Below are 12,706 nucleotides of genomic sequence, written 5' to 3' on the forward strand. Positions count from 1 at the left end.
TGTCGGAAAACAAGATCAAAAGATCGCAGTATGCCGCAGCTCCTACAGGGATCGGTGCAGGAGCTGCGGCACGCTGCGATCTTTGATTCTATTCAGCAGGCAGTGAAAGTCGCTGACCGGCCATCAACAACGCCAAGCGACTCAGGCTCATCCACGGTGAACCCGCCGCCTGGCCTTTGATCTGCGCATCGATACGCTGGGCTTCGAGCAGCAACTGCGCCCAGCGTTGCGCCGAGTAGCGTTGCAGGGCTTTGCTCATCAGCGGTTTGCGCTTGTCCCAGACTGGCGGCCTGGCCTGACTGAAGCACTTGTCCAGCGGCGTGCCCTGGCTGTACTGCAACGAGATGTTGGCCAGCAGACGCAACTCCCGCGCCAGTGCCCAGAGAATCACCGGTGGCTCGACACCTTCACCGCGCAAGCCTTCCAGCATGCGCAATGCGTGAGCCGGTTCGCCGTTGAGCACCGCATCGGTCAAGCCAAACACATCGAAGCGCGCACTGTCCGCTACGGCGGCCTGCACCGTTTCAACGGTGATCTGGCCTCCTTCGGCCATCAACTTGAGCTTTTCGATTTCCTGCGCGGCCGCGAGCAAATTGCCCTCGACGCGTGCAGCAATCAATTCGACCGCATCCTGGCTGGCCGACAAACCGGCCTGCGACAGACGTTGTCGAATCCAGCTTGGCAGTTGATTGGCATCCACCGGCCAGATCTGGATGAACTGGGTCTGCTGGCCTTCAACCAGCGCCTTGCCCCACTTGGTTTTCTGCGCGCTGCCATCGAGCTTGGGCAAACTGATCAGCAGCACCGTGTCTTCAGCGGGGCGTGAGCAATATTCGATGAAGGCCGCGGCCCCCTTGTCACCCGGCTTGCCTGAAGGCAGGCGCAGTTCCAGCAGGCGTTTTTCCGCGAACAATGACATGCTCGCGCCGGCCTGCAACAACGTGCCCCAATCAAAATTGGCGTCAGCGGCAAAGACCTGACGTTCGTCGAAACCTTGCTGGCGAGCAGCATTGCGGATGGCGTCAGCAGCTTCCTGACACAACAGCGGGTCATCGCCACTGATGATATAGACCGGCGCGAGGGCGCCTTGCAGGTGTTTACCGAGTTGGGCGGGTGCGAGCTTCATAAGAAAGGTCGATCGGGGCGCCGGAGCGCCCCGAACGTCTTACTGCTGCGGTACTTCGAGGGGCGACTGACGCGGGGTTTCCGCTTCAGCCTTTTGTGCCGCTTGCAGCGCATCGGCTTCAGCTTTGGCGCGGTCGTTGGCGGCTTGCTGCAGTTGCTCCAGTTGCGCTGGAGTCAGCTGTTGCAGGCGCAGCATCATGCGCTGAACCAGCTCGCGACGGGTTTCACGACGGGCGTCGTTGGCTTCCTGATCGGAACCAACAAGGTTGTTACCGTCGTGGATGAACACCTTCTGCACTTCAAGCTTGCTGCTCAGCAGGTTCAGGTTGTTTTCGCCAATGATGTCGTAGCTCAGGACGGTGTTGACCTGGTATTCGCCAGTACGGCCGGCACCGGCGTAGCTGAGAATTCGCTGGTTTTCCTGTTCGTCAGCCAGGTACAGCTTGTACGGCGCACCGTTGTATACCTTGACGCCGCTGGACTCGAGCATCTGGCGCAGATCGGTGACGGTCTCGCCGTAGGCGTTGCGGGCGCTCAGGTCGAGCTCCTTGATCGTCAGTTCGGTGGTGCCTGTGCCACGCAGCTGGAAACCGCAGGCGCTCAGCAGAACAGCGAGGCCCATCACCAGCAGATTGCGTTTGATCATTGTGTTGCTCCCCTTGAAACCATGTGGGCCGACCTTGCGGCCCGAAAGGTTTTACAGTGCGTCAGGCGGACCTGACGCCCAATCCAATTTAGCTGGCGACGATGTTGACCAGTTTGCCCGGAACCACGATCACTTTGCGAATGGTCAGTCCGTCGACGAAACGCAGTACGTTTTCGTTGGTGCGCGCGGCGGCTTCGACTTCTTCGCGGGTCGCGCTGGCCGGCATTTCGATCTGGCCGCGCAACTTGCCGTTGACCTGGATAACCAGGGTCAGGCTGTCCTGTACCAATGCACTTTCGTCCACTGCCGGCCAACCCGCGTCGATCACCGGATCGGCGTGGCCCAGCTGACTCCACAATTCGTGGCTGATGTGCGGGGTAATTGGCGCCAGCAACAGTGTTACTGCTTCCAGGCCTTCCTGAAGCAGCGCACGATCCTGTTCGGTGCCTTGCGCGGCTTTTTCCAGCACGTTCATCAGTGTCATCACCTGGGCGATGGCGGTGTTGAATTTGTGGTTCTGGCCGACGTCGTGGCTGGCCTGTTTGATGGCCAGGTGGATCGAGCGGCGCACGGCTTTCTGCTCGTCGCTCAGGCCGGCGACATCCAGTTTGCCCGGCAGGCCGAGGGTTACGTGGGCTTGCGCCAGACGCCAGACACGCTTGAGGAAACGGTGCGAACCTTCGACGCCGGAGTCGGACCATTCTGCGCTCATGTCAGGCGGTGAGGCGAACATCATGAACAGACGGCAGGTGTCGGCGCCGAACTGATCGATCATCGACTGTGGGTCAACGCCGTTGTTCTTCGACTTGGCCATTTTCTCGGTGCCGCCGATTTCCACCGGCAGGCCGTCGGACTTCAGCTTGGCGCTGATGACCTTGGCTTTGCTGTCACGCTCGAGTTCTACGTCTGCCGGGTTGAACCAGGTGTAAGCACCATTGGCTTCGCGACGGTAGTAAGTCTCGGCGATCACCATGCCTTGGGTCAGCAGGTTCTTGAACGGCTCGTTGGAGCTGACCAGACCTTCGTCGCGCATCAGCTTGTGGAAGAAACGCGCATAGAGCAGGTGCAGAATCGCGTGTTCGATACCACCGATGTACTGATCCACCGGCAGCCAGTGGTCAGCGGCGGATTTTTCCACCAGACCGCCTTCAAAGTGCGGCGAGGCGTAGCGTGCGTAGTACCAAGACGACTCGACGAAGGTGTCCATGGTGTCGGTTTCACGCTTGGCAGGCTGGCCGCATTTCGGGCAGCTGCATTCGTAAAACTCTGGCATGCGCGCCAGCGGCGAACCGGCACCGTCCGGCACCACGTCTTCCGGCAGGACGACAGGCAGTTGATCTTCCGGCACCGGCACGTCACCGCACGCATCGCAGTGGATGATCGGGATCGGGCAGCCCCAGTAGCGCTGGCGGCTGATGCCCCAGTCGCGCAGGCGGAACTGGGTGCGCGAGGCGCCCAGTTCTTTCTTGATCAGCGCGACTTCCATGGCGTCGAACGCGCCAGCGAAGTCGAGACCGTCGAAGTCGCCGGAGTTGATCAGCGTGCCGTGTTCGCCGTACGCGTCTTGCCACGGCGCCGGGTTGGTGTCGCCGGCGCTGGTACGTACGACCGATTTGACCGGCAGGTTGTACTTGTGGGCGAATTCGAAATCGCGCTCATCGTGCGCCGGTACCGCCATTACAGCGCCGTCGCCGTAGTGCATCAACACATAGTTGGCGACCCAGACCGGCAGTTTTTCACCGGTCAACGGATGCTCGACGAACAGGCCGGTCGGCAGGCCTTTCTTCTCTTGCGTGGCGACGTCGGCTTCAGCGACGCTGCCGCCCTTGCATTCAGCGATGAACGCTTGCAGCTCAGGGTTGTTTTTCGCGGCCAGGGTGGCCAGCGGGTGCTCGGCAGCCACGGCGACATAGGTCGCGCCCATCAGGGTGTCCGGACGGGTGGTGAAGACTTTGAGGGTGCCGGCTTCGCCGATCGAGTCGACGTTATGTGGGAACTGCACTTCCATGCCGCGGGATTTGCCGATCCAGTTGCGCTGCATGGTCTTGACCTGTTCAGGCCAGCCAGTCAGTTCGTCGAGGCTCTCCAGCAGCTCATCCGCGTAGGCGGTGATCTTGAAGTAGTACATCGGGATTTCGCGCTTTTCGATCAGCGCGCCGGAACGCCAGCCGCGACCGTCGATCACTTGCTCGTTGGCCAGAACGGTCTGGTCGACCGGGTCCCAGTTCACGGTGCCGTTTTTACGGTAGATCACGCCTTTTTCGAACAGGCGAGTGAACAGCCATTGTTCCCAGCGGTAGTAATCCGGCTTGCAGGTGGTCACTTCGCGCGACCAGTCGACCGCAAGGCCCAGACTGCGCAGTTGCGACTTCATATAGGCGATGTTTTCGTAGGTCCACTTGGCGGGCGCTACGTTGTTCTTCATCGCGGCGTTTTCCGCCGGCATGCCGAAGGCGTCCCACCCCATCGGTTGCAGAACGTTCTTGCCTTGCATGCGCTGATAGCGGGAGATCACGTCGCCGATGGTGTAGTTGCGCACGTGCCCCATGTGTAGCTTGCCGCTGGGGTAAGGGAACATCGACAGGCAGTAGAAGGTTTCCTTGCCTGGCTGTTCACTGACTTCAAAGGACTTTTGCTCGTCCCAGAAGGACTGGGCGGCGGCTTCAATTTCACGGGGCTGATATTGTTCGTGCATGGCTACTTTTGTACTGGATAGGGGTGGCCTAATCCTCTTCAACGCAGGTTCCGGGGTTGGCCCGGACGAGCTGGAAGTGGAATTACAGGAAGCGCCGTAGCATACATGACCGCGCTTGGCCTAGGGAAACCCTGATTACAGCTACATACGCCGCAATACATGCACCGGGGGCCGTTGGTCGCGGCGTACAGCCGGTTTGTGCAGCGAAGCTAAGCTCTAACTGGGGAGTGAGTCTTATCTTCAATGAGGTGAGGGATGGTGGAGCAACGGAAAAAAAACGTAACGAAACCCGAGTTGTACGAAAGATTGATCGATCGTCTGGGTATGGCCCTGGACGCCGTAAAAACCGCTGACCGGCTGCGCGATGAGCGCCCCCTGGAACTGGAATTGCGTGGCTTGAGCCCCGCCGAGTTCAAACTGGTCAAGGCCTATCTGGATCGCAGTGAACGTGAAACGCATGGATGCCTGTCACAAGCAGTGAAGCAGCTCGATGCAGCACATTCGGCCAAGGTCATCTGGCTCAAGGACAAGGCGCCCGGCAGAGACACCGTCAAAGTACGGGCTGTGCAGGCCAAGTAAGCGCATGGCAGGTCAAGAAACGGATCTTTTTCAACGGGATCCCACCTACTGGTTGTAACGCGTTATTAACACTCTTAGGCTTCGGGCATCTCTGGAGATGCCCGATGCCCTTTCGTTATTTCATCAAACAACTTCTATTGCCGCCCGGCATTTTTTTGCTGCTGTTGCTGGCTGCGTGGTGGCTGCGCCGCTCACGGCCGCGCCTGGCCGGTGTGTTTTTTGCTATGGGTTTGGGCGGGTTCTGGCTGATGAGCCTGCCAGTCGTCGTGCAGTGGAGCGCCAAGGCGCTGGAGCGTGAACCGCCATTGGCCCGTGAGGAGTGGGCAACGCTGGCGCAGCGTGCCGATGCCATTGTGGTGTTGGGCTCCGGGCGCGAGCGTGGTGATCTGGCGTGGGGCGAGGATCAGCCGACCGGCGTGGGGCTTGAGCGCCAGCGTTATGCAGCGCGGCTGGCCAAGGCGTCGGGCCTGCCGATTCTGACCACGGGTGGCTTGCATTACGGTACGCCACCGACCGAGGCGAAGTTGATGGCGGATTCATTGCGCGACGATTTTGGCGTGATGGTGCGTTGGCAGGAAGGCGAGAGTCGTACGACGTGGGAAAACGCGAAATTCACGGCTGATATTTTGTTGCCGCAAGGGATCAAGCGCGTAGTCGTGGTGACGCAGGCGTGGCACATGCCGCGCTCGGTATGGAGTTTTGAGCAGGCAGGATTTGAAGTGGTGCCGGCGCCGGTGGGCTTTTTGGGCACTGATAACGCGAGACCGTTTGGTGGCTGGTTGCCGGAATTCAAATCGATCTGGCAGAGCGGGCAGTTGCTGAATGAGGCGGTGGGGCAGGTGGGGTATTCGCTGTTTTATAAGGCTGACTGATTGATCGTTCCCACGCTCTGCGTGGGAATGCATCCCGTGGCGCTCTGCGCCACATCCGAAGCGGAACGCGGAGCGTCCCCGGCGGCGTTCCCACGCGGAGCGTGGGAACGATCATGTCGGAGGGCTTTAAAGGGTTTTCGACATCCGGCTCGCCATCAGTGCCCAGCCAAACAACAGCAGGCACACGATCATCAGCGGCCACGAGCGGTATTGCAGATACGGCGTCAAGTTGTGCATCGGCACTACTTCGCCGTACAGCACGCCCTGCTCGAACTGCGGAATCTGCTCGGTGATCTGCCCGAACGGGTTGATCAAGCCAGTCACACCGTTGTTGGTCGCGCGAATCATCCAGCGGCCCGCCTCCAGCGCCCGCATCTGCGCCATCTGCAAATGCTGCAGCGGGCCGATCGAGGTGCCGAACCAGGTGTCGTTGCTGATCGTCAGCAGCAAATCACTGCGCGCTGACAGACCGGCGGCGAAGTCCGGGTACACCACTTCGTAGCAGATGAACGGCGCAATCTGGTAACCCTTGGCCTGCAACAGCGCCTGATCGGCGGGGCCACGGGCGAAGTCGGACATCGGCAAGTCGAAGAACGCGATCAAGCCACGGAGAATGTCCTGCAGCGGCACGTATTCGCCGAACGGCACCAGTTTCTGCTTCAGGTAAGTGCCGTCACCTTCGCCGACCACGGTAATCCCGTTGAAGAAACGTCTTTCGTGGCGGACCATTTCGCGAATCGGCACGCCGGTGATCAGCGCCGATTTACGCTCAGCGGCGAAGTTGCCCATCATGCTCAGGTAGCCCTCGGCGGACTCCTTGAGCACGGGCACGGCGGTTTCCGGCCAGATCAGCAGGTCCACCGGTTTCGAACGGAAGCTCAAATCGCGGTACAAGGCCAGCTGCGCGTTGAGTTCGGCCGGATCCCATTTCATGCTCTGTGCGACGTTGCCCTGAATCGCGGCAACGCTCAGCGGCGCGCCGGACGGGCTGGTCCAGGCGTGGCCCTTGAGCGCAATGCCCGCTGCCCAAGGCCCGATCAGCAGCACCAGGCCGGCAACGACAAAACCTTTGCGTCCGGTTTGCAGCAAGCGCGGTGCGTTGTAGATCAGCGCAGCAGTCAGTGCCAGCACGAACGACACCAGCCACATGCCGCCGACTGGCGCGAGCCCCGACAGCGGACCGTCGAGCTGGCTGTAACCGGAGTACAGCCAAGGGAAACCAGTAAGGAACCAGCCGCGAAACATTTCCTGACCGACCCACAGCGCGGCAAATGCCAAGGCGTCGGCCAGCGGCGCTTCATTACGGCGCAGCCAGCGCGCCCACAACCAGGCGGGCAGGGCGAAGAACCAGGCAATCGCTGCTGTGAACAACAGCATCAGGAACCCGGCCAGCAGCACCGAAGCGCCGCCGAAATGGTGGATGCTGTAATAGATCCAGCTGGTGCCGGCGCCGAACAGGCCGAAACCGAAACACCAGCCACGGCCCAGCGCCTGACGCGGACTTAGCTCGCGCAGGCCGGCATAGAACAGGCCGACCGCCAGCAAAGCCAACGGCCAGATGTTGAAAGGCGCCAGAGCGAAGGTGGTGATTGCACCGGCCGCCACGGCCAGCAGGTTACCGGGCCAGCCGGGGCGGGTTGTCCAGCGCATTTCAATCCTTAGATGTGTTACCGGGCGATTGGTGTCAGTCGCAGCAAATGAATCCGACGGCTGTCGGCATTCAGGATGCGGAAACGATAAGCACCGATTTCAGTGATTTCGTTGCGTTTAGGCAAGTGCCCGAACGCGCTCATCACCAGACCGCCGACGGTGTCGAACTCGTCGTCGGAGAACTCGCTGTCGAAGAACTCGTTGAAGTTCTCGATCGGCGTCAGCGCCTTGATCAGGAAGTCGCCGCTTGGCAGCGGCTTGATGTAGCTGTCTTCTTCGACGTCGTGCTCGTCTTCGATGTCGCCGACGATCTGTTCGAGAACGTCTTCAATGGTCACCAGACCCGCCACGCCGCCGTATTCGTCGATGACGATGGCCATGTGGTTATGGTTGGCGCGGAACTCACGCAGCAACACGTTCAGACGCTTGGACTCCGGCACGAAGGTGGCCGGGCGCAGCAGATCCTTGATGTTGAAGCTGTCGCCGTTTTCCTTGAGGATCAGCGGCAACAGATCCTTGGCCAGCAGCACGCCCATCACGTCGTCATGGCTTTCGCCGATGACCGGATAGCGCGAGTGGGCCGAGTCGACCACGGCCGGAAGGAATTCACGCGGTGTCTGGGTCGCCTTGATGCTGATCATCTGCGAGCGCGGCACCATGATGTCGCGTACTTGCAGGTCAGCCACCTGAATGGCGCCTTCGACGATGGCCAGCGCTTCGCTGTCCAGCAGTTTGTTCTGATGTGCATCGCGCAGCAGCTCGAGGAGCTCCTGGCGGTTCTTCGGCTCGTGGGCAAAAGCCTGGGTCAGTTTACCCAGCCATGACTTCTGCCCGTTGCTCGATCGATCTTCGCTCATAGCGATTACTCTGAATCCTTTGTTGTAACGATAGGGGATGTTTCGGGTTCGTCGTCCGCGTACGGATCGGGATAGGCCAATTCGGCAAGCAACCCGCGTTCCAGTGCTTCCATTTCTTCGGCTTCTTCATCATCTATATGGTCGTAACCGAGCAGATGCAAGCAGCCGTGAATGACCAGATGTGCCCAATGGGCCTTTAGTTCCTTGCCTTGCTCGGCAGCTTCGCGCTCAACCACGGCCACGCAGATCACCAGATCGCCAAGCAATGGGATGTCGAGAAACTCGTCAGGCACTTCCGCCGGGAACGACAGGACGTTGGTCGCGTAATCCTTGTGGCGCCAGGTGTGGTTGAGTTCGCGACCTTCTTCCTCGTCGACCAGACGAATGGTCATTTCCGAGTCGGCGGTGCGTTGGCGCAGGGCCAGTTCGCACCACAGGCGGAAGTCGGCCTCGCTCGGCGCGCTCGCTTCAGTCGCGATTTGCAGGTCTAGCTCAAGCATTTCGCGAGGTGTCCTTGGGGGCTTCGTCACGGTTTTCGAAGCGCTCGTAGGCTTCGACGATCCGCTGGACCAAAGGATGGCGCACGACGTCTTTGGGCTGGAAGTGCGTGAAGCTGATGCCCGGCACGTCTTTGAGCACTTCGATCACATGGTGCAGACCCGACTTGGTGCCTTTCGGCAGGTCGACCTGGGTAATGTCACCGGTGATGACTGCGGTAGAGCCAAAGCCGATACGGGTGAGGAACATCTTCATCTGTTCGACGGTGGTGTTCTGGCTTTCGTCGAGAATGATGAAGCTGTTGTTCAGCGTGCGACCGCGCATGTAGGCCAGCGGCGCGACTTCGATCACCTGACGTTCGATCAGCTTGGCCACGTATTCAAAACCGAGCATCTCGTAGAGCGCGTCGTAGAGCGGGCGCAGGTACGGATCGATCTTCTGCGACAGGTCGCCGGGGAGAAAGCCGAGTTTTTCACCCGCTTCAACCGCCGGACGCACCAGCAGGATGCGACGGATCTGTTCACGCTCCAGTGCATCGACAGCGCAAGCAACGGCCAGATAGGTCTTGCCGGTACCGGCTGGACCGATGCCGAAGTTGATGTCGTTGCCGAGGATTTCCTTCACATAGCGCAACTGATTCAAGCCGCGCGGGCGAATCATGCCTTTCTTGGTGCGCAGGGCGACGGAGGCTTCGGCGGGGGCGTGATTGTCCAGCTCGACCACGGCCGATTCCTGCAGGAACAGGTGCACCGTATCTGGCGACAGCTCTGAACCCTTGGTTTCCCGGTACAGGCGACGAATCAGATTTTCCGCAGACGTGGTGTGCTTGGGATCGCCGATCAGCTCGAACTGGTTTCCGCGGTTGCGGATCTCGATGGTCAGGCGCTGTTCGATCAAGCGCAAATGCTCGTCGAATTGCCCGCACAGATTGGCGAAGCGGCGAGCCTCAAAGGGCTCGAGGATAAAACGATGTGGTTCTATGGGTGCGTTCAAGGTCGTATTTAGCCGCCCTGGGGCAATTGAGATGAAATCAAGGATAACGCCAGAGGCCTGGGTGCGAAAGCTCTTAAATATTCTTGGCGTCGACACCGTCAAGATCGCAGCCTTCGGTAGCTCCTACAGCGGAATGTAATCCATGTAGGAGCTGCCGAAGGCTGCGATCTTTTGCATTTATTGGATCAGCGAGCCGCGCAGCGAGTGCGGCTGCGCCGCGTCGATGTGCACGTCGGCGAACTGGCCGATCAGGGTGGGATTGTCGCAGCGGAAGTTGACGATACGATTATTCTCGGTGCGTCCTTGCAGCTCGCCCGGGTCTTTCTTCGAATAATCGGTCACCAGAATGCGCTGGATCGAGCCGACCATTTGTCGGCTGATCTCGAAACCTTGCTGATTCAAACGATGTTGCAGTGCGTTCAGGCGCTCCTTCTTCAACTCTTCCGGTGTGTCGTCGGCCAGATCGGCAGCCGGGGTGCCCGGTCGCTGGCTGTAAACGAACGAGTAGGAAAAGTCGAAACCGACGTCGGCAATCAGCTTCATGGTCTGTTCGAAATCTTTCTCGGTTTCGCCGGGGAAACCGACGATAAAGTCCGAGCTGATGCAGATCCCCGGTACCGCAGCGCGCAGTTTGCGCAGCTTGGATTTGTACTCCAGCGCGGTGTGATTGCGCTTCATCGCCGCGAGAATCCGGTCGGAACCCGATTGCACCGGCAAGTGCAGGTGTTTCACCAGTTCCGGCACATCGGCGTGGGCCTGAATCAGACTGTCGGAGAATTCCAGCGGGTGCGAAGTGGTGTAACGAATGCGGTCGATGCCATCGATGGCGGCAACTACGCGAATCAGCTCGGCGAGATCGGCCAAACGACCATCGTGGGTCGTACCGCGATAGCCGTTGACGTTCTGACCCAGCAAAGTCACTTCACGCACACCGTTTTCGGCGAGGTGGATGACTTCGGCGATCACGTCATCGAACGGCCGGCTGACTTCTTCGCCACGGGTGTAAGGCACCACGCAGAACGTGCAGTACTTGCTGCAGCCTTCCATCACCGACACATAAGCGCTCGGGCCATCGATGCGCGGCTCGGGCAAGTAGTCGAATTTTTCGATTTCCGGGAACGACACGTCGACTTGCGGCAGCTTGGTGATGCGCGCGGCGTCGATCATTTCCGGCAGGCGGTGCAGCGTCTGCGGGCCGAACACGACATCGACGTATGGGGCGCGATCACGAATCGCTGCGCCTTCCTGACTGGCCACGCAACCGCCAACGGCGATCACCATCTCCGGGTTGGCCAGTTTCAGTTCGCGCCAGCGGCCGAGCTGCGAATACACGCGATCCTGGGCGCGCTCGCGGATCGAGCAGGTGTTGAGCAGAATCACGTCGGCGTCTTCCGCGCGGGCGGTGACTTCCAGGGCCTGATGTTCACCCAGCAGATCGACCATGCGCGAGCTGTCGTACTCGTTCATCTGGCAACCGTGGGTTTCGATGTAAAGCTTCTTGGCCATGGATTAGGGTCATCACGTGATTCAAAGAACCCGGCATTATAGGGAACAAGCCCTCAGGTTCCTACCGCTGTGCGCCCGGAGGCTATGCTATAGTTTGCGCCCTCATTTTTATCCCCGATGTTATCCCCCCGCCATGACCAAACGCGAAGCTCCAATCTATAAGGTGATTTTCCTCAACCAGGGCCAGGTGTTCGAAATGTACGCCAAGCAGATCTATCAAAGTGATCTGTGGGGCTTTCTGGAAGTGGAAGAGTTCGTCTTTGGCGAGCGTACGCAAGTGGTCGTCGACCCGAGCGAAGAAAAGCTCAAGGCGCAGTTCGAAGGCGTGGTGCGCAGCTTTGTGCCGATGCATTCGATTGTGCGCATCGACGAGGTGGAGCGTCTGGGTACCCCGAAAATCAGCGAAGCCCGCGGCGCGGTCGGCAATGTGATGCCGTTTCCGATGCCGATGCCTGAGAAGCCCTAAAACCGAGTTGCCTCAATGATAGTTCCCACGCTCTGCGTGGGAATGCCGCCCTCGACGCTCTGCGTCGGTGACGCGGAGCGTCACGGGATGAATTCCCACGCAGAGCGTGGGAACTATCGCTGATCAGGGAAGAGGCGAAAACGGCGTACGCCCATCGGCGCTCTGCAGTTCCATCAGGTATTTACGGAAAATCTGCCCGAGCACCTGGGTGGCGGTCTCAAGATCTTCGCGGGACATCTTTTCGGAAACTTCGTCGGCGGTGTCCAGCGCATCTTCAGCGCCGTTGACCGCGGCCATCTTCAGCACGATATACGCCTGAATGTTGTTGGCCTGCACGCCTTCACCGTGGAAGAACATGGTGCCGAGCTTGAATTGCGCCTGAGCGTGGCCTTGCAACGAGGCTTTTTCGAAATAGCTCAGGGCTTGATTGAGGTCGCGCGGCGCATTCTTGCCGTCGTAGTAGAACTCACCCAACTCGTATTGCGCTTGCGCATCCCCTTCGTCCGCCGCTTTCTGGCAGGCGGCCAGTGCCTGCGTGACGTCTTGCGGCTGAGTATTGAGGGTGCAACGACCCATCGCCGGGATCAACAACGAGTTGCCGCCTGCTTGTGCATGCGCGAGCAGGGGCTGAAGGAGCAACAGGCAGCCCAAGGCAAGGGTGCGGCCGGTGCGGTTCATGGGAATCGACTTACCTCTGAAGGGCACGCGGACCCATCGAGGGATCCAATAAGCGCGCATTATGAAATAAGCAGGGCCAACCTTACAAAGTCTTTACTCGTTTTTCTGCTGCGCGGGGAATATATCGCCCACTTTAGGGAA

General features: G+C 59.7%; 12 protein-coding genes. 3 read left to right on the forward strand and 9 right to left on the reverse strand.

What is annotated here, in order from left to right:
* Nucleotides 1–88: 88 nt before the first annotated feature.
* From holA to leuS, 3 genes are all read right to left on the reverse strand, one after another.
* Entirely contained in the window at nt 89–1,126 is a 1,038-nt protein-coding gene (holA, locus tag CQ009_RS19505) for a DNA polymerase III subunit delta (protein ID WP_105708263.1), read from the reverse strand.
* A 39-nt stretch (nt 1,127–1,165) separates the two neighbouring features.
* A complete protein-coding gene (gene lptE, locus CQ009_RS19510) occupies nt 1,166–1,771 on the reverse strand; it encodes an LPS assembly lipoprotein LptE (RefSeq protein WP_064390738.1) in 606 nt (201 codons plus the stop codon).
* An 88-nt stretch (nt 1,772–1,859) separates the two neighbouring features.
* Entirely contained in the window at nt 1,860–4,466 is a 2,607-nt protein-coding gene (gene leuS, locus CQ009_RS19515; RefSeq protein WP_105708266.1) for a leucine--tRNA ligase, read from the reverse strand.
* A 255-nt stretch (nt 4,467–4,721) separates the two neighbouring features.
* On the opposite strand from leuS, the gene CQ009_RS19520 reads away from it, so the two are divergent.
* Nucleotides 4,722–5,045: a hypothetical protein gene (locus tag CQ009_RS19520; RefSeq protein ID WP_064390736.1), complete on the forward strand. Its 324-nt coding sequence runs from the start codon at nt 4,722–4,724 to the stop codon at nt 5,043–5,045.
* Nucleotides 5,046–5,149: 104 nt separating this feature from the next.
* Complete coding sequence (locus CQ009_RS19525; RefSeq protein ID WP_105708268.1) at nt 5,150–5,917, forward strand: YdcF family protein; 768 nt, start codon at nt 5,150–5,152, stop codon at nt 5,915–5,917.
* A gap of 126 nt (nt 5,918–6,043) precedes the next feature.
* Here CQ009_RS19525 and lnt read toward each other — a convergent pair whose 3' ends face one another.
* From lnt to miaB, 5 genes are all read right to left on the reverse strand, one after another.
* Complete coding sequence (gene lnt / locus CQ009_RS19530) at nt 6,044–7,567, reverse strand: apolipoprotein N-acyltransferase (RefSeq protein WP_105708270.1); 1,524 nt, start codon at nt 7,565–7,567, stop codon at nt 6,044–6,046.
* Nucleotides 7,568–7,584: 17 nt separating this feature from the next.
* A complete protein-coding gene (locus tag CQ009_RS19535) occupies nt 7,585–8,424 on the reverse strand; it encodes an HlyC/CorC family transporter (RefSeq protein WP_007909641.1) in 840 nt (279 codons plus the stop codon).
* 5 nt (nt 8,425–8,429) lie between these two features.
* Complete coding sequence (ybeY, locus tag CQ009_RS19540) at nt 8,430–8,924, reverse strand: rRNA maturation RNase YbeY (protein ID WP_105708272.1); 495 nt, start codon at nt 8,922–8,924, stop codon at nt 8,430–8,432.
* Nucleotides 8,917–9,915 (reverse strand): PhoH family protein, encoded by a 999-nt coding sequence (locus CQ009_RS19545; protein WP_038361873.1) that lies wholly within the window; start codon nt 9,913–9,915, stop codon nt 8,917–8,919. The genes ybeY and CQ009_RS19545 overlap by 8 nt, the downstream gene beginning before the upstream one ends.
* Nucleotides 9,916–10,092: 177 nt before the next feature.
* Complete coding sequence (gene miaB / locus CQ009_RS19550) at nt 10,093–11,421, reverse strand: tRNA (N6-isopentenyl adenosine(37)-C2)-methylthiotransferase MiaB (RefSeq protein WP_105708274.1); 1,329 nt, start codon at nt 11,419–11,421, stop codon at nt 10,093–10,095.
* 133 nt (nt 11,422–11,554) lie between these two features.
* On the opposite strand from miaB, the gene CQ009_RS19555 reads away from it, so the two are divergent.
* Nucleotides 11,555–11,887, forward strand: coding sequence for a DUF1820 family protein (locus CQ009_RS19555; RefSeq protein ID WP_102899901.1), 333 nt, complete (start codon nt 11,555–11,557; stop codon nt 11,885–11,887).
* A 123-nt stretch (nt 11,888–12,010) separates the two neighbouring features.
* On the opposite strand, the gene CQ009_RS19560 is transcribed toward CQ009_RS19555, so the two are convergent.
* The gene (locus CQ009_RS19560; protein WP_003228518.1) at nt 12,011–12,565 is read right to left on the reverse strand and encodes a tetratricopeptide repeat protein; all 555 of its coding nucleotides are present in this window, start codon (nt 12,563–12,565) and stop codon (nt 12,011–12,013) included.
* Between the last annotated feature and the right edge of the window lie 141 nt (nt 12,566–12,706).

It is taken from the genome of Pseudomonas sp. MYb2, assembly GCF_002979955.1.
In the GTDB taxonomy this organism is placed as follows: Bacteria; Pseudomonadota; Gammaproteobacteria; order Pseudomonadales; family Pseudomonadaceae; genus Aquipseudomonas.